This window comes from Microbulbifer maximicatervae (SeqCode), assembly GCF_052467065.1.
The window spans coordinates 2,332,501-2,349,227 of the sequence record NZ_CP174299.1 but is presented as its reverse complement, the minus strand read 5'-3'; the positions used below and the strand labels follow the sequence as shown (position 1 = coordinate 2,349,227).

The following is a 16,727-nucleotide window of genomic DNA, read 5'->3' as shown; positions in this document are numbered from 1 at the left end:
AAAAACCTCAGTACCGCAAACGGCAAAAAGGCCGGCGGACAAAAGTCCACCAGCCTTACCGCTACCCGCCGCTTTACGCGACAGCTAGCGGGAGACGCAAGAACCGAATTACTTCAGTTCTACAACTGCGCCAGCTTCTTCCAGCTCTTTCTTAGCTGCTTCAGCTTCGTCTTTGCTTACGCCTTCTTTCAGCGGGCTCGGAGCGCCGTCTACCAGACCTTTAGCTTCTTTCAAGCCCAGGCCAGTGATGCCGCGAACAACTTTGATCACGTTCACTTTCTTGTCGCCTGGGGAGGTCAGGATTACGTCGAAAGAGTCTTTCTCTTCAGCGGCAGCTTCGCCACCAGCTGGGCCAGCTACAACTGCTGCAGCAGCAGTTACGCCGAATTTCTCTTCCATTGCTTCGATCAGCTCAACAACATCCTTAACGGACATTTCGGCAACAGCATTGATGATATCTTCTTTAGTCAGAGACATGATTCAGTACCTGAATTGGTTTGAGCAGTAGCTGCTCGTATTTCGTTTTGAAACTGCGATTCGCTCTAGCGAAAAAATTACGCAGCTTCCTGCTCTTTTTGGTCGCGAACGGCCGCAATAGTGCGAACCAACTTGCCAGCAGATGCTTCTTTCAACACGCTCATCAGCTTGGCGATCGCCTCGTCGTAAGTCGGCAGGCTTGCCAACAATGCGACGTCGGTGATCGCGCCTTCGAAGGCAGCACCTTTCAGTTCCAGCTTGTCATTGCCTTTAGCGAACTGGCTCAGGATGCGCGCGCCGGCACCTGGGTGTTCGTTAGAGAATGCAATGATGCTAGGACCTACGAACTTGTCAGTCAGACATTCGTATTCGGTACCTGCCAGAGCGCGACGCGCCAGAGTATTGCGGACGACTTTCAACCAAACGCCGTTCTCGCGAGCCTCTTTGCGCAGAGTGGTCATGTCATTCACGGTTACGCCGCGGGAATCCGCAACAACCGCAGACAGAGCACCTTCAGCAGCTTGCTGGACATCTGCGACAATCGCTTTCTTGTCTTCGAGTCCAATAGCCATAGTGTCACTCCTGGATTTGAAAAAAACCGGACTTAAACGTCCGATCCGTTCCGGTGCATAAAGCTCAAATCCAGTAAAAATACTGGTTTGGGCGACACCGTCTGCGTAGGCTCGAACCTCGCAATGGCCAACCTGGCCGAAGTTCGGATTAAGCCAGGCACGTTAAACCTCAACGCACCTGACACCTACGGTCTTTGACGGCCCACCTTCTGCCGAAGCATTCAGGTGGACCCCAAAGTTCGATTTACTGAGAGGTGATCACACCCCGCAGTGATATTTAGATGTTCAGGGAAGACTGATCGATAACCAGACCCGGGCCCATAGTGGTGCTCAGGGTGATCTTCTTCAGATATACACCTTTTGCAGAAGCCGGCTTGGCTTTCTTCAGGTCGGCAACCAGAGCTTCCAGGTTCTCTTTCAGAGAGTTCGCATCGAAAGCAACTTTACCGATACCACCGTGGATAATGCCGCCTTTGTCAGCGCGGAAACGCACCTGACCAGCTTTGGCATTTTTAACCGCAGTAGCAACGTCTGGAGTTACGGTGCCAGTCTTCGGGTTCGGCATCAGGCCGCGCGGGCCGAGGATTTGACCCAGCTGACCTACAACGCGCATCGCATCGGGGGAAGCGATTACTACGTCGAAGTCCATCTTGCCTGCTTTAACGTCGGCAGCCAGCTCGTCCATACCGATCAAGTCAGCGCCCGCTTCTTTAGCGGCGTCAGCGTTAGCACCCTGGGTGAAAACAGCTACGCGAACTTCTTTACCAGTACCGTGCGGCAGAGTAGTTGCACCGCGAACAGCCTGGTCGGATTTACGTGGGTCGATGCCCAGGTTTACAGAAGCGTCTACAGTTTCTGCAAACTTAACGTTGGACAGCTCTTTCAGCAGGGCTACGGCTTCTTCGATGCCGTAAGCCTTACCAGCTTCAACTTTCTCAGCGATTACGCGCTGACGCTTGCTCAATTTAGCCACTTAGAGACCCTCCACTTCGATACCGGCGCTGCGAGCGGAACCGGCGATAGTGCGCACGGCCGCGTCCAAGTCGGATGCAGTCAGGTCTGCTTTCTTCATTTCTACGATCTCTTCCAACTGAGCGCGGGTTACTTTACCCACTTTCTCAGTGTTCGGACGACCGGAACCGCTCTTGATCTTGGCAGCCTTGCGCAGCAGTACAGCGGCGGGCGGCGACTTCATGATGAAGGTGAAGGAGCGGTCGTTGTATACAGAGATTACAACTGGAACTGGCAGACCTGGCTCGAGGCTCTGGGTCTGGGCGTTGAACGCCTTACAGAATTCCATGATGTTCACACCGTGCTGACCCAGTGCGGGACCAACGGGCGGACTCGGGTTGGCCTGACCGGCCTTAACTTGCAGCTTGATATAAGCTTCTACTTTCTTAGCCATTACAGCTCTCCTCTAGTTGGGTATTAACGCCCGCCACTCAGCCATAAGGTTTAAGGGCAAGCTCCCCGAACCCCGAAATGAAAACTCATTTTTCGGGGACGCGAAAACCCCCTTCCACCTCGCGGCGAAAGGGGGCAAAAAATTTATACTGGAATCAGGTCTTCTCTACCTGACTGAACTCCAGTTCAACCGGGGTGGAACGTCCGAAGATCAACACAGCCACTCGCAAGCGACTCTTCTCGTAGTTAACCTCTTCAACCACACCGTTGAAATCATTAAACGGACCGTCGATAACTCGAACCATTTCACCGGGCTCAAACAGAGTCTTGGGCTTGGGCTTATCGGCGGAATCGTCAATGCGATTCAGGATAGCCTGCGCTTCGCGGTCAGTAATCGGGGCTGGCTTATCCGCCTTACCGCCGATAAAACCCAGTACTCGGGGAGTTTCTTTCACCAAGTGCCAGGTATCGTCATTCAATTCCATTTCTACCAGGACATAGCCCGGGAAAAACTTGCGCTCACTCTTACGCTTTTGTCCTGCGCGCATCTCAACCACTTCTTCCGTGGGAACCAGGACTTCACCAAACAGGTGGTCCATTTCGTTCAGCTCAATGCGCTCTTTCAGGGAGCTGGCGACACGCTTCTCATAGCCCGAGTAAGCCTGGACCACATACCAATTCTTTGACATGTATCAACCTTTAGCCGATAAATTTGGAAGCCGCCCAACCCAGAGCCGAATCAAGCGCCCACAAGATAAGCGCCATAATCAACACGAAAACAACCACAATCGCTGTGGTCTGGGTTGCTTCTTGGCGGGTCGGCCAAACCACACGCCTGACTTCAGTTTGCGCTTCGCGCAACAGTTGCCACAACGCATTGCCTTTGGCGGTATTTACAGCCACAACCAGAGCTACCAGACAGATGGCAGTTACTGCCAACACTCGGTAAAACAAAGGGAATTCGGCGTAATATGAATTGCCTGCAACAGCACCGCCCACCAGCAGCACTATTAACAACCACTTCAGACCGTCAAGACGAAAGGTTTTCGCTTCTGTTTTAGCATTCATATAAGAAGCCCTTAGCGCACTATAGATAATCTTTTAGCGCTCATAAACACAAAAGCCCCACTGACAAGTAGGGTTTTGCGACACCCCTAAGCTTATCCAAGCGGAGTGATTAAAAATGGCAGGCCAGGAGGGACTCGAACCCCCAACACCCGGTTTTGGAGACCGGTGCTCTACCAATTGAACTACTGGCCTGTACAGTGTGAGCACTTTCGCACTCAAAGATGAGAGAGCTACAGGAACTCTCCCACCTGATGCACCACATAGAATATTGTGATGCAGAAATCAAAGATTACTCAATGATCTTAGCAACAACGCCCGCACCTACGGTACGACCACCTTCGCGGATAGCGAAGCGCAGGCCGTCTTCCATGGCGATCGGAGCGATCAGGGTAACAACCATTTGAATGTTGTCGCCCGGCATTACCATTTCAGTACCTTCCGGCAGCTCTACCGCACCAGTTACGTCGGTAGTACGGAAGTAGAACTGAGGACGGTAGCCTTTGAAGAACGGGGTGTGACGACCACCTTCGTCCTTGGACAGTACATACACTTCCGCTTCGAACTTGGTGTGCGGAGTGATGGAGCCCGGCTTAGCCAGCACCTGACCACGCTCTACTTCGTCACGCTTGGTGCCGCGCAGCAGTGCGCCGATGTTCTCACCAGCACGACCTTCGTCGAGCAGCTTGCGGAACATTTCAACACCAGTACAGGTAGTAGTGGTGGTTTCTTTGATACCAACGATTTCGATCTCGTCGCCAGTGTTGATCACACCGCGCTCTACACGACCAGTTACAACAGTACCACGGCCAGAGATAGAGAATACGTCTTCGATCGGCATCAGGAACGGCTGATCTACAGCGCGCTCTGGCTCAGGGATGTACTCGTCCAGAGTCTCTACCAGCTTCTTAACAGCGGTAGTACCCATTTCGTTGTCGTCTTCGCCGTTCAGGGCCATCAGAGCGGAACCAACGATGATCGGAGTGTCGTCACCTGGGAACTCGTACTGATCCAGAAGTTCGCGAACTTCCATTTCTACCAGCTCGAGCAACTCTTCGTCGTCTACCATGTCCGCTTTGTTCAGGAATACAACGATGTAAGGTACACCTACCTGACGGGAAAGCAGGATGTGCTCACGAGTCTGCGGCATGGGGCCGTCAGCTGCGGAACATACCAGGATAGCGCCGTCCATCTGAGCAGCACCGGTGATCATGTTCTTAACGTAGTCGGCGTGTCCCGGGCAATCTACGTGAGCGTAGTGGCGAGTCGGGGACTCGTACTCAACGTGAGAAGTAGCGATGGTGATACCGCGCTCACGCTCTTCCGGTGCATTGTCGATACCATCGAAAGCAACAGCGTCACCGCCCCAAACTTCCGCACATACGCGGGTCAGAGCAGCAGTCAGGGTGGTTTTACCGTGGTCAACGTGACCGATGGTGCCCACGTTCACGTGGGGCTTGGAACGTTCAAACTTTTCTTTTGCCATTGCAGCCTCCTATATATAGGCGAGCCGATAACGGCACCACCCACGTCCAGAACATGCACATCCGACCCGGAAAATCCGACCCCGGACACAAACAACCGCAAGAGCTTTCACTCTTGCGGTCATATAAAATGGAGCTCATGGGCGGATTTGAACCGCCGACCTCACCCTTACCAAGGGTGTGCTCTACCCCTGAGCTACATGAGCTAAAATCTTGCCGATAACGGCATCTTAAAATGTTGCACCCTGGAGAGCATTCCAACCAACCCCAAAACTTGGAGCGGGCAGCGGGGATCGAACCCGCATCATCAGCTTGGAAGGCTGAGGTTCTACCATTGAACTATGCCCGCTTTCGGGACCTCCATGCGAAACCCTTAGATTTCGCGCAACACCCTAAGGTGTAATATGGTGCAGGGGGGTGGATTCGAACCACCGAAGCTTTCGCGTCAGATTTACAGTCTGATCCCTTTGGCCACTCGGGAACCCCTGCTCAAAGCGGTGTGCATTGTCTACACATCTCGCTGCGCTGTCAACAATTTTTCTTTAAATTTCACATACTTAGCAGCGAAACCCAATTTTGACAGCAACGGGATGAAAATGGAGCTGGCGAGAGGAGTCGAACCCCCGACCGGCTGATTACAAGTCAGCTGCTCTACCAACTGAGCTACGCCAGCCCTATCCCGTTCATTGCCGAAGTTGTTTAAGTCACCCTCGTCAATGGAGGCGGGATTCTATGGGAACTTATCTCGACACGCAACACCCTTTTTGCAGATAAATCATATTTTTTATGTCGCCTATTCCAACTTGTTGAAAAAAACAGCGATTCGAGACGCCACCTGATGATTTTCTGATAAATCTGCTTTTTTGTTAGCCAAGTACTTCAGAACAAAGATTTGGGCGCCGATCCAGGTCCGGGTATTCACTTTGCAATTGTCGCCAAAATTCTTCTGCAAGACTTTCTGTGCTGCCGGGGGGCATAACTATCCACCGCTCCATATAGGTTTGCGGCTCCTCCTTGAACTGCGCGGCAACCCCCCTCTCCTTCAAAACGGCGGTATGGGACTCAGCTCGGGCTCGCTCACTGAAAATCCCAAATGAAATGCCATTTTCCAATGCGCCTTTGGGAATGACATAGCTGTCGATCCCCTGAGACTGTAGTTCACGCAAGCGGTTATAGGCCTCCCGCCTCGAACTCAGTGGCGGCAGATATACCCAGTAGCGCATCTGCCCCTGCATTTCTATATCACGCAGTTCGGCTTTAACCTGAAGGGACCGGATTCGCTGCAAGAGATCCTCGCCCTGGTACTCCTCCGCGAAAGGCCCCAACAGCGTACAAAACTGCTCAACCTCAAAGGACTCCTTACTCAGTGCCCCAGCCTTCTCTGGAGCAGGCAGCTCTTCAGGGGATATTTCGCTAACGAGGGTAATTTTCTTTCCCTCCGACTCGTGAGGGATCGGGCTCTTGCCGCTACTTAACTGCGGAGATGGCGCTACCAACATATACCAGGCAAAAAGCACAGCGTTCAGGGCGACTAAAGAAAGGGCTATCCAGCGCATAACAGAGTAAATTTTTATGGATTACTAAGGGCCAACCCATCCATCACCAAATCAGGAACCAGGCGATGTTCGTGCTGGTAAACTGCGGAGAGCAACTGCGCATCTCCACCGGTTAACCACAATAAAGGGGGGGAACCGGAGTGGACCTGCAATTCTTCCATTGCTCGATCAACCGCACCCAACACCATCAGCAAGAGGCCACGGTTTATCGCCTCATTGGTATTGCGTCCCGCGCCCAATGTTTTTGTCAGGGTCAGTGCCTCACGACTCTTTGCTGCATGGGTATCGACACTGAGAACGCGATTCATCAATCCGAAACCGGGAACGATATATCCCCCAATGTGGCGCCCGCTATTGTCCAGCAAATCTAAGGTGACCGCACTGCCGCAATCCACAATTAATGATGCTCGGGGAGATTGCTGGTAGGCCGCCAACATTGCCAGCCACCGATCCACCCCCAGGGCGGAGTGGTCTTCATACCCACAGATAACGCCGGCACATTGGGGCGCTACTGCGGAGAATTCAGCCTCCAGTGTGAACAGGTCTCGGGCCACCTGACTCAAGAATTCAGCAACAACGGGACCGGCGACATTCACCACCCGAAAACGGTAGGGGGTTAACTCTGCCCAACCCTCAGGCAAAACCTGCTGGCGCAACTGCCCTGTTTCGATATCACCACGGGCTATTACCTCGCCTTCGACCAGGTAGCGCCACTTACCTCGAGTATTGCCGACATCCAGCTCTAGAATCACACCTGCCCCCGCAACGAGATTTCCCCCCCATGAAATGACTTTTGCCCTTTATCAGTGTCGAGTAACAAGGCTCCTTTTTCATCGACACCGGCCGCAACACCTTCCCAGCTCAAATTACCTGACCGCAACTGAACTGGCTGCCCGGCAAACTGGTCTAGGGTTGACCACGATTCCCGGTAAGCGGCGAAGCCCTCTTCCGGGTAGGTTTCCAGCATCGGTAACAGCTCGCTGAGTATCGCCGCAGTTAATTCACTGCGGCCAATACCAGGACGGACTTGCTGGAGATCTGCCCATGGTTGATCAATCTCCTCAGCTGTCTTCGCATTGAGACCATTATTCAACCCGATACCGATAACCACTGAACAGCGATCGGTTAAATCCCCTTTTAGCTCGAGCAATACACCGGCCAATTTACGGCCCTGGCACCACACATCATTTGGCCACTTCAGGCGCACGCCCGGTACAGAAAAACGCTCGAGCGCTTTTGCCACAGCAACACCGACGGCAAGACTCAACCCTTCCAGGCTTTGTACACCACCATTAAACTCCCAGCCCACTGAGAGGCTGATACTTGTGGCGTAGGGGCTGACCCAATTGCGACCACGGCGACCCCGACCGGCACTTTGCCGCTCGGCGAGAATCGCTACAGCGTGACCCTTACCTTGTTCAAAACGTTCCAGTAACAGGGAGTTCGTTGAACTCAACTCATCAAAAACCTGCAACTCGCGCAGTAGCGCTCGGGCTGAACCATCCAGCTGATTGGTAACAGTCTGCTCGGATAGCAAGTCGAGACCTCCCGGCAAGCGATAACCTCGCCCCTTAGCAGACTCAAGCGTCAGGCCGTAGTTCTCGAGCTTTTGTAGTTGTTTCCAAACAGCGGCTCGGCTGACACCAAGCGCATTCCCGAGGGATTCTCCCGAGTGTATTTCCCCATCCGCCAGAAGCTCCAGCACCGGGCGAAGCTGTTCTAATGGTGTTTTTGCGGCGACGTCCTGCAATTTGTTCAACCTTTTACATAATGGCGGCCATAGCGATGCCCGAGGCTCGTCAGGACTTCATAACCGATAGTCCCGGCATACCCAGCGACTTCATCCACCGTAAGCTGGTCATTGAGAATCTCGATTGACTGAAGGGAGTCCCGCTCCTCTTCACTGAGCCCCGAAATATCGAAAGTGGTAGAGTCCATTGATATACGCCCGACAATTGGTAGCGGGCGGCCGTGACCCCATCCGCGCCCCCGCCCCCCTTGAGCTCGTATAATGCCATCGGCATATCCACCCCGAGCTACCGCAAGCCAACTATCTCCGGGAACTTCCTGGGTCGCACCATACCCCACAGACCGGGACTGACTGACATAGCGCTTTTGGACAATTGGCAAGCCCAAAGTCACCGTTGGACGCATCGGGTTTTCTGCCTCAGGGACAGGGTTAAGGCCGTACAGTGCGGAGCCCGGTCGGGCAATATCAAAGTGATAGTCCTCACCCAAAAAGATGCCGGATGAGTTCGCAAGACTGAGCTGAATATCCGGGCACAGTTCCCGCAAGCGATCGCCCGCGGTCTTAAACTCGTTCAACTGAAGCTTGTTATGCGGATGCTGGGGCTGGTCTGCACAGGCAAGATGACTGAAGAACATCCGAACATCGGCGGACTCCAAGAGAGGGCGGTCCTTGAGCAGCAATTCGAACTCATCCGGGGTCAAGCCCAGCCGAGTCATGCCGGTATCAATTTTTACGGCGCAAGGGGCCTCTAACTGAGCTTTCTCGCAGATTTCGACCCAGTTCTTCAATTGATCCAGAGTAAACAATGTGGGGATCAAACCCGCGCGAGCGCACTCTAGTTCAGCACCAGGCCTGACACCGGTAAAAATGACTATATTCACATCGTTGCCGAGGTCACTGCGCAAGCGCTCCCCCTCGACTTGGGTGGCCACAAAGAAATCGCGGCATCCCTGAGCGTATAGCGCTGGTGCAACATGAGCCATTCCCAAGCCGTAAGCATCCGCTTTAACCACAGCACCGCACCGGGCGCCGGCTTTCAAGCGATTAGCCAGATCCTGATAGTTATCTGCTATTGACCTCAGGTTGATACTTAATAACCCTTCACGAAAGTCACTCATACCAGTACAACTCTCTAAATCAGTAAGCTAGGTAGCTCCGAGCAGACTCTCTCGCTGCAGCGCTCGGGCACCGCCTAATATACACCCAACAACCAATAAAAGGCTGACCAGTGAGCCAGCGATCATCAGTGATATGGAGACCGTATCCCCAACCAGTAGAGCCTTAAACCACTGCTGTTGCGCGACCAGCGGGACCAACTGCCAGGCAGGCTCCTCTAGCTCTATGGATGACATATCCAATATTAACAACATAGTGACAGGTAAAATCTGCAAAATACTCAATTGAGTTTGGGCATCTTTAAATGACTGGGAACGCAACGCTAACAATATTTGCAGTACGGCAACCAATAGAGCCAATGGCAGCAGGGCTAGCGCCATAGCAACCATGCCACTCAGCGTAGTTGCATGTTGTATCCCCATTTCAGCCAAGGGCAAAAATGGAAAAACAGCCATTAGCGAAACTAACGCAAGAATTGAAGATAACCAACTGATACTGGCTACAGCGAGCACCTTGGCCAGGACCACCTGCCAGGCGGCCAGAGGTTGTTGCAGTAATACCTCAAAACTCATTCTCTCCCGCTCACCGGCAGAGGCATCAATGGACGAGGACAAGCAACCTATAAACAGCGTCATTATCAGGAGTGTCGGTATTGAACCAACAATCCAGGCACTGCGGGTAGACGGGGTACTGACATCCCTGACCTGGACTTGCCAGGGTGCTATTGTTTTTAGTGGGACTCCCCTAGCGGCCATTCTTTGTTGAACAATGAGCTGTTGTAGCTCACCCAGCTTTTGTTGAACATGACTCGCGCCTTGCCCGCTGAAACGATCGGAGCTATCAACATACAAATAAACCTTGGGGCTGCGGAAATTGCGATAATCGGTAGAAAAACCTTCATCAATTTTCACAACTGCATCGTAACCTTCATCAAGTAAAGCTATCGGGTCCCCTTCTGACAGGCTATCCAGTTCCACCCGCCCTTTACTCAGCTGCTGCTCTAATACTGGTAAATCCTGCCCGCCTAACAACGCTAGCTGAAATGTCCTCTCCCCTTGGGACTTAAACATAAACAGAGTCATCGATGCGATCATTCCGGGAAATGAAATGGCAAACAGCAAAGATAAATACAGTGCTCGCCGGTCACGCCAAACCTCTAATAACTCCTTCTTCAGAAGAGCAGACATGGCGGGAGTAAATAATAGGTTTAAAAATTTCATGCCATCACCTCCCCTTTAACCCCGTAAGCCAGAGTGACGAAACTATCTTCCAGGTTTTTACAGCCTGTGCGTTCTACGAGCTCATCGGGGGTACCACTGTCGACAATAGCACCGTTAGCCATCACCAACACTCTATCTGACAACTCAGTGACTTCAGCCATAATATGGCTGGAAAATAAAATGGCTACGCCCTCAGAGCGCAACCGCAGAAGTGTTTTCCGCAGCAGTCTCGCTGCAAGGACATCAAGCCCGCGAGTCGGTTCATCGAGTATCAAATGCGTAGGCCGGTGGACTAGTGCCCGCGCCAGCGACACTTTCATTCTCTCCCCCTGGGAAAAGCCTTTTGTCCGACGTTGCCACAAATCTTCTAATTCCAGCTCTTCTCGAACAGAATTCAATGCGCGCTTAAGCTCTGCCCCAAATAATCCCTGCGCACTGGCAAAAAATGATAAGTACTCCGCTACAGTAAGTCGTTCATACAAGCCTTCACGATCGCCGACAACGCCCAATTGCCGCTTTATTTCTAATGGCTTTTCGGCCACATTAAGCCCACTAACAAATACTGTACCTTCATCCGGTTTTACCAACCCCGTTATAATTCTCAGGCAAGTAGTTTTACCGGCTCCATTGGCCCCCAGCAAAGCGGTTATTTGGCCATCAGGTATATTGAAATTCAGGTCTTTGAGTACTTTCTTTCCAGAGAATTGCTTGTGAATAGATTTAACAGCAATCATTTGTTATCCCCTTGGCTCGATAGCAACTCACTGGATACCGCTTTATCAATTTCAGGTCCAAAAGCACCCGCCATAAAAGGTGGTCTTTGAATATCCGCAATACAATCACTATCTAAAGAAGCAAGTGGAGATTTTAGAAAATCATCTATTAGCTTTGGTATACAACCGCGCATACTATTGATATGTCCACCACCTGGAACCACTACCTGTTTTAATTCTGAAAGATACCCCAAGCTTTGTTCCGCATAATAATGTGGGGTAATAGGGTCAGCCTCCCCGGAAATAATTAACACAGGATGATTTCTTTCTTCCGGGACTTCGTAAGTGATAGGAGATACGGGCCATACCTTGCAACCCTCAGCAAAAATCTCAAAAAAAGCATCACCTAAAAAGCTATCGCGAATATCTGCAGCCAGCTCTTCCCCTGTAGTGCGATTTAATTCTTCAGCGCAAGCAACTGATAAGGTGAGCCCCATAGACATACTTCCATCATCAGATAAAAGTCCAACCAACCCCGATAGCGGTAAATAATTACCCTCCTCAGCCTGGCTAATAGCGTATGGTAACTGCGCTGCCGTTTCAGGTGCGTAGAGCGCGGTCCTTATCAGGTTTTGTATGAAGCTACGGGGAACACTTGTTTCCATTGTGCGACCAGAGTGGGGGTCCGGGAAGTTCGATGCTCTTCCATCCCAGTCCCTAAGCAAGCTATCCAGGTCAGATCTCCAATCGCCAAATTCGGAGCACACCGGATCCTGACTGCAGTCTTTCTCCAATTTTAGCAGCGCCTTTTCAGCAGCTTGCGCAGTAAGAAAAACTTTTGAATCAATCGGGGCTACGGCATCCAGGATCAGGACACTTAAACTTTCGGGATACCATTGCTGGTAAAGAAGCGCGGTGCGAGTTCCCCAAGAACCTCCCCACAAAGCAATTTTTTTATGTCTCAACTGAAGGCGCACTTCCTCCAGATCATCAACCGCTTGACGGCTATGCAGCGCTTTCGCAAAGGAGGAGTTTTCAAGGTAGCAAGTTGAGAATTGATCGGTGACCGCCTCCAGATCCATATGGACTTCTCCGTCGATCCCACAGTCAAATGCAGCCGAGTAACCCGAGCCGCGCCTATCGACAAGAACGATCGCCCTACTCTGATTGACTTTATATAAGGCATTTAGAATCGGGGTCAGATAACTGGCTGCCTGACCGGGGCCACCGGCCAGTAAATAAAGTGGCTCCAGTCCAATGTCATTAACTGCTGGGGCTATCATTACCGCTAGATCTACTGCAGCTTCTCCTCCACCAACCGGTATCGTTGTACAGTGCAGAGCATGGCTCCAGCCGTCCAGGTAGCAGGACTCGAAGTTATTCTCTTCTCTCTCTTCTGCAACTGCTGGAGATAGCCCTATAAACAAGCTGATCGCGAAGATCGCAAACCTCTGTATCCAAACCACTGCCAACCCCCTATCCAACGAATTTATCCCAACCAGTGTATCGAACTGCTCCTAAGGTGTCGTCATCCAACAAAAGGCAGATAATTGCATTTGCATTAGCGCCCACCCCTGCACAGTGGTATGGTTTCTTATTTACTTGCCCATGATTGCACCCATGAGCTTTTCAGACCGAGAAAAACACCTAATCCGAGCCGCCTTTGCCTGGGGCCAAATCACACAACAGGAAGGCTATACACTTTCTGATCTTGAAATTGAAAAATCGGTTCTCTTCCGACGATTACTTGGCGGTCGGCCGCCATTGGCATTCCCGCCACCATTGCGTCACGGATTTCCCTGGTATGACGTTATTGAAGGGCGTAGCGAACACTTAGTGAGTGCATCCGAAGCCTCACCTGAATGCAGCATCATTGCACCGGGCTGCAAGCTCGGGGATACCTGCATTCTTATTGACGGCGCCTTTTGGCGCGTAGTCGAAACTGTTCGCGAGCACGAAGAATATATCGTTGAATGGGGCCAATACCCAATGCAGTGGCGCTTGAAAAAGCATTGGGAAGTAAACTATGAAATGACACAACAGCTTCATAGTTTTCGTAAAGATAACCCCAATGCCGAAGTGAGCTTTGACAACTATTTAAGCCAAAGAGAGTACCGGGAATTTCGTATAGACGATGATCAGACGGTATGGCTATGTGAATGGCAATTAAGCCGCACCAGCCTCTCTGGTTGGGTATGGGTGGGGACAATACTACCTGTTCCCGATTATCAGCTCATTCCAGTATTCGACGATGATCACGGCCCGGTTATTCTCGGCGAGGATGGTAATTCCAATGGGCAGGCCTGGCTGCGTATTGAAGATGCCACGGATGAATACCGCTTCGTTAAACTATTGGGAACCTACGACTACCAGTCGCTAATTACTGCGAGCACCATTGAGCTGAAGACCTTTTTACAAGATCTACAGCAAGAAGAGTCAGCAGACATTGAAGTATTGGATTGGCACCAGAACAATGCCACACGACGCTTTGCTCTCCCAGCCGAGCTGGTTCCACTGGAAGACCTCAGTTTGAATGATATGAACTTTGATCTCGTTCCAGATAACGCCTTTGCTTACTAGCCCACCCAAGCCCCACCTGGTGGGGCTTTTTTTATCCCCAAATTTTTCTTCTCTCGCATACTGGCGTACCAATCAGCCGCAGTAATCCACAGATTTATCGCTCATAACACTGTTAATAACTGATGTCCGTTTTATGGCGTCTTTGTTACCAACAGAAACCATGGATAGAGCTGTGTATAACTCCGGGATATCCCCGGCCAGCCCCGTGGTTGCTTGGCTCTATTGAAGGCGGGTAAAAAAGCAGCACTTTTTGCGCGGATTTCCACAGCCAGGTGTTACTAACAGAAAGTCTGGATAGAGTTGTGCATAACTTTAATAAACGGGCTACAGGCCCCGTGGTTACAGGGGATCACTGCAGAGACTAAAAAATCACCGATATTTTTACCGGCTAAATTTAATTTTTGGCGGGAGTGGTATGGGTACTTTTCTGGTTTTTACGCGGGTTATTTTTGTTGGATTATTTTTTGAGTGAGTGTAAAGGCGCTTGGAGAGAAGATCGGTAAAGACCTATTTTTATAGGCTTTTTAGGAGGGCGTCTGTTAAAGGTGCTCAAGTAATTTTAGCTTTTTCTTTTTTATTTACTGACTGACTTTTAAATAGAAAGTTGAGCATTAAAGTTTTTCAGAGCTATTTTATTTTTTCTATTTAATTTCGACTAAGTAATTTCTGCTTTCTCTTTTCTCTTTTTTGTCTTTTGTTTTTTGCTTCTTTAAAATATTTTTCAGCCATAAAAAAAGGGCCACCCTGCTGGGTGGCCCTTTCGGATTAGAAGCCTGACGATGACCTACTCTCACATGGGGAAGCCCCACACTACCATCGGCGATGTTGCGTTTCACTTCTGAGTTCGGCAAGGGATCAGGTGGTTCCACAACTCTATGGTCGTCAGGCAAACTGGCTTGGGTTGGCGTTGGTCTTATAAGCAATGTGCTTGGCCTGCCGCGTTATCGCTGTTTGCCTCGGTCATGTTGGTGACCGGCGATAACCCCAAATAAGTCGGTAAAACAATCTGTAGTAATACACCGCAAGCGATCGTATGTCTCTAACTCACAATCCGCTAGCTTAGCTAGTCGTTAGTAACCATCTCTGTTGTATGGTCAAGCCGCACGGGCAATTAGTACTGGTTAGCTCAACGCCTCACAACGCTTCCACACCCAGCCTATCAACGTGGTAGTCTTCCACGGCCCTTCAGGAGGCTCAAGGCCTCAGGGAGATCTTATCTTGAAGGAGGCTTCCCGCTTAGATGCTTTCAGCGGTTATCCCGTCCGAACATAGCTACCCGGCAATGCCACTGGCGTGACAACCGGAACACCAGAGGTTCGTTCACTCCGGTCCTCTCGTACTAGGAGCAACTCTTCTCAAATCTCCAACGCCCACGGCAGATAGGGACCGAACTGTCTCACGACGTTCTAAACCCAGCTCGCGTACCACTTTAAATGGCGAACAGCCATACCCTTGGGACCGGCTTCAGCCCCAGGATGTGATGAGCCGACATCGAGGTGCCAAACACCGCCGTCGATGTGAACTCTTGGGCGGTATCAGCCTGTTATCCCCGGAGTACCTTTTATCCGTTGAGCGATGGCCCTTCCATACAGAACCACCGGATCACTATGACCTACTTTCGTACCTGCTCGACATGTCTGTCTCGCAGTCAAGCGCACTTATACCATTATGCTCATTGCATGATTTCCGACCATGCTGAGTGCACCTTCGTACTCCTCCGTTACTCTTTGGGAGGAGACCGCCCCAGTCAAACTACCCACCATACACTGTCCTCGATCCGGATAACGGACCAGAGTTAGAACCTCAAACATACCAGGGTGGTATTTCAAGGACGGCTCCACAACAACTAGCGTCATTGCTTCAAAGCCTCCCACCTATCCTACACAAATAGGCTCAAAGTTCAGTGCAAAGCTGTAGTAAAGGTTCACGGGGTCTTTCCGTCTAGCCGCGGGTACACTGCATCTTAACAGCGATTTCAATTTCACTGAGTCTCTGGTGGAGACAGCGTGGCCATCGTTACGCCATTCGTGCAGGTCGGAACTTACCCGACAAGGAATTTCGCTACCTTAGGACCGTTATAGTTACGGCCGCCGTTTACCGGGGCTTCGATCAAGAGCTTCGCCGAAGCTAACCCCATCAATTAACCTTCCGGCACCGGGCAGGCGTCACACCGTATACGTCCTCTTACGAGTTTGCACAGTGCTATGTTTTTAATAAACAGTCGCAGCCACCTGGTCACTTCGACCGGCCTCAGCTTAGGGAGCAAGTCCCATCACCAAAACCGGCGTACCTTCTCCCGAAGTTACGGTACCATTTTGCCTAGTTCCTTCACCAGAGTTCTCTCAAGCGCCTTGGTATTCTCTACCTGACCACCTGTGTCGGTTTAGAGTACGATTCACTATTACCTGAAGCTTAGAAGTTTTTCCTGGAAGCAGGGCATCAACCACTTCACCCACTAAGTGGGCTTCGTCATCAGTTCTCAGCCTTAGGGACCCGGATTTGCCTAAGTCCCCAGCCTACAACCTTAAACATGGACAACCAATCGCCATGCCGGCCTAGCCTTCTCCGTCACTCCGTCGCAGTAATAGCGAGTACAGGAATATTAACCTGTTTCCCATCGACTACGGCTTTCGCCCTCGCCTTAGGGGTCGACTAACCCTGTCCCGATTAGCGTTGGACAGGAACCCTTGGTCTTCCGGCGGGGAGGTTTTTCACCTCCCTTATCGTTACTCATGTCAGCATTCGCACTTGTGATACCTCCAGCAGACCTCCCGATCCACCTTCAACGGC

At 51.2% G+C, this 16,727-nt stretch carries 15 protein-coding genes, 5 tRNA genes and 2 rRNA genes (1 of these 22 running past the window's edge); 1 reads left to right on the top strand and 21 read right to left on the bottom strand.

Annotation, left to right across the window (positions count from 1 at the left end; genetic code table 11):
- Positions 1-108 precede the first annotated feature (108 nt).
- The 19 genes from rplL to ACJJI1_RS10285 form a co-directional block, all read right to left on the bottom strand.
- Positions 109-477 (bottom strand): 50S ribosomal protein L7/L12, encoded by a 369-nt coding sequence (gene rplL / locus ACJJI1_RS10375; protein ID WP_282934403.1) that lies wholly within the window; start codon positions 475-477, stop codon positions 109-111.
- A 77-nt stretch (positions 478-554) separates the two neighbouring features.
- Positions 555-1,049, bottom strand: coding sequence for a 50S ribosomal protein L10 (gene rplJ, locus ACJJI1_RS10370; protein ID WP_282934404.1), 495 nt, complete (start codon positions 1,047-1,049; stop codon positions 555-557).
- Between the two features lie 277 nt (positions 1,050-1,326).
- The gene (rplA, locus tag ACJJI1_RS10365; RefSeq protein WP_108731646.1) at positions 1,327-2,022 is read right to left on the bottom strand and encodes a 50S ribosomal protein L1; all 696 of its coding nucleotides are present in this window, start codon (positions 2,020-2,022) and stop codon (positions 1,327-1,329) included.
- Positions 2,023-2,454 (bottom strand): 50S ribosomal protein L11, encoded by a 432-nt coding sequence (gene rplK / locus ACJJI1_RS10360; RefSeq protein WP_108731645.1) that lies wholly within the window; start codon positions 2,452-2,454, stop codon positions 2,023-2,025.
- Positions 2,455-2,608: 154 nt separating this feature from the next.
- The gene (gene nusG / locus ACJJI1_RS10355) at positions 2,609-3,142 is read right to left on the bottom strand and encodes a transcription termination/antitermination protein NusG (RefSeq protein WP_108731644.1); all 534 of its coding nucleotides are present in this window, start codon (positions 3,140-3,142) and stop codon (positions 2,609-2,611) included.
- Positions 3,143-3,152: 10 nt separating this feature from the next.
- Positions 3,153-3,521 (bottom strand): preprotein translocase subunit SecE, encoded by a 369-nt coding sequence (gene secE / locus ACJJI1_RS10350; RefSeq protein ID WP_108731643.1) that lies wholly within the window; start codon positions 3,519-3,521, stop codon positions 3,153-3,155.
- A gap of 116 nt (positions 3,522-3,637) precedes the next feature.
- Positions 3,638-3,713 (bottom strand) — tRNA-Trp (locus ACJJI1_RS10345).
- Between the two features lie 97 nt (positions 3,714-3,810).
- The gene (gene tuf, locus ACJJI1_RS10340) at positions 3,811-5,004 is read right to left on the bottom strand and encodes an elongation factor Tu (RefSeq protein ID WP_108731642.1); all 1,194 of its coding nucleotides are present in this window, start codon (positions 5,002-5,004) and stop codon (positions 3,811-3,813) included.
- Positions 5,005-5,133: 129 nt separating this feature from the next.
- Positions 5,134-5,208, bottom strand: a tRNA-Thr gene (locus tag ACJJI1_RS10335).
- Positions 5,209-5,277: 69 nt separating this feature from the next.
- A tRNA-Gly gene (locus ACJJI1_RS10330) sits at positions 5,278-5,351 on the bottom strand.
- Between the two features lie 56 nt (positions 5,352-5,407).
- Positions 5,408-5,491 (bottom strand) — tRNA-Tyr (locus tag ACJJI1_RS10325).
- Between the two features lie 108 nt (positions 5,492-5,599).
- Positions 5,600-5,675: transfer RNA gene (locus ACJJI1_RS10320), tRNA-Thr, on the bottom strand.
- A gap of 193 nt (positions 5,676-5,868) precedes the next feature.
- Complete coding sequence (locus ACJJI1_RS10315) at positions 5,869-6,558, bottom strand: SPOR domain-containing protein (protein ID WP_444959274.1); 690 nt, start codon at positions 6,556-6,558, stop codon at positions 5,869-5,871.
- A 14-nt stretch (positions 6,559-6,572) separates the two neighbouring features.
- The gene (locus ACJJI1_RS10310; protein WP_444959273.1) at positions 6,573-7,310 is read right to left on the bottom strand and encodes a type III pantothenate kinase; all 738 of its coding nucleotides are present in this window, start codon (positions 7,308-7,310) and stop codon (positions 6,573-6,575) included.
- Entirely contained in the window at positions 7,307-8,308 is a 1,002-nt protein-coding gene (gene birA, locus ACJJI1_RS10305; RefSeq protein ID WP_444959272.1) for a bifunctional biotin--[acetyl-CoA-carboxylase] ligase/biotin operon repressor BirA, read from the bottom strand. Before birA ends, ACJJI1_RS10310 begins: the two co-directional genes overlap by 4 nt.
- A gap of 5 nt (positions 8,309-8,313) precedes the next feature.
- Positions 8,314-9,426, bottom strand: coding sequence for an alanine racemase (alr, locus tag ACJJI1_RS10300; RefSeq protein ID WP_444914835.1), 1,113 nt, complete (start codon positions 9,424-9,426; stop codon positions 8,314-8,316).
- Between the two features lie 27 nt (positions 9,427-9,453).
- Positions 9,454-10,644, bottom strand: a complete 1,191-nt coding sequence (locus tag ACJJI1_RS10295) for an ABC transporter permease (protein ID WP_444959271.1) — start codon at positions 10,642-10,644, stop codon at positions 9,454-9,456.
- A complete protein-coding gene (locus ACJJI1_RS10290) occupies positions 10,641-11,378 on the bottom strand; it encodes an ABC transporter ATP-binding protein (RefSeq protein ID WP_444959270.1) in 738 nt (245 codons plus the stop codon). The genes ACJJI1_RS10295 and ACJJI1_RS10290 overlap by 4 nt, the downstream gene beginning before the upstream one ends.
- Positions 11,375-12,823, bottom strand: coding sequence for an alpha/beta fold hydrolase (locus tag ACJJI1_RS10285; RefSeq protein WP_444959269.1), 1,449 nt, complete (start codon positions 12,821-12,823; stop codon positions 11,375-11,377). The genes ACJJI1_RS10290 and ACJJI1_RS10285 overlap by 4 nt, the downstream gene beginning before the upstream one ends.
- 154 nt (positions 12,824-12,977) lie before the next feature.
- On the opposite strand from ACJJI1_RS10285, the gene ACJJI1_RS10280 reads away from it, so the two are divergent.
- Complete coding sequence (locus ACJJI1_RS10280; protein ID WP_444959268.1) at positions 12,978-13,937, top strand: hypothetical protein; 960 nt, start codon at positions 12,978-12,980, stop codon at positions 13,935-13,937.
- Positions 13,938-14,708: 771 nt separating this feature from the next.
- Here the strand turns inward: ACJJI1_RS10280 and rrf are convergent.
- Both rrf and ACJJI1_RS10270 read right to left on the bottom strand, forming a co-directional pair.
- Positions 14,709-14,824, bottom strand: a 5S ribosomal RNA gene (gene rrf, locus ACJJI1_RS10275).
- A gap of 203 nt (positions 14,825-15,027) precedes the next feature.
- Positions 15,028-16,727 (bottom strand): 23S ribosomal RNA (locus ACJJI1_RS10270); it runs 1,182 nt beyond the window's last position.

Excerpts from the sequence above, each read along its gene's own strand:
- rplL (WP_282934403.1), bottom strand. The coding sequence starts at position 477 with ATGTCTCTGACTAAAGAAGATATCATCAATGCTGTTGCCGAAATGTCC.
- rplJ (WP_282934404.1), bottom strand. The coding sequence starts at position 1,049 with ATGGCTATTGGACTCGAAGACAAGAAAGCGATTGTCGCAGATGTCCAG.
- rplK (WP_108731645.1), bottom strand. The coding sequence starts at position 2,454 with ATGGCTAAGAAAGTAGAAGCTTATATCAAGCTGCAAGTTAAGGCCGGT.
- nusG (WP_108731644.1), bottom strand. The coding sequence starts at position 3,142 with ATGTCAAAGAATTGGTATGTGGTCCAGGCTTACTCGGGCTATGAGAAG.
- secE (WP_108731643.1), bottom strand. The coding sequence starts at position 3,521 with ATGAATGCTAAAACAGAAGCGAAAACCTTTCGTCTTGACGGTCTGAAG.
- tuf (WP_108731642.1), bottom strand. The coding sequence starts at position 5,004 with ATGGCAAAAGAAAAGTTTGAACGTTCCAAGCCCCACGTGAACGTGGGC.
- ACJJI1_RS10315 (WP_444959274.1), bottom strand. The coding sequence starts at position 6,558 with ATGCGCTGGATAGCCCTTTCTTTAGTCGCCCTGAACGCTGTGCTTTTT.
- alr (WP_444914835.1), bottom strand. The coding sequence starts at position 9,426 with ATGAGTGACTTTCGTGAAGGGTTATTAAGTATCAACCTGAGGTCAATA.
- ACJJI1_RS10295 (WP_444959271.1), bottom strand. The coding sequence starts at position 10,644 with ATGAAATTTTTAAACCTATTATTTACTCCCGCCATGTCTGCTCTTCTG.
- ACJJI1_RS10290 (WP_444959270.1), bottom strand. The coding sequence starts at position 11,378 with ATGATTGCTGTTAAATCTATTCACAAGCAATTCTCTGGAAAGAAAGTA.
- ACJJI1_RS10280 (WP_444959268.1), top strand. The coding sequence starts at position 12,978 with ATGAGCTTTTCAGACCGAGAAAAACACCTAATCCGAGCCGCCTTTGCC.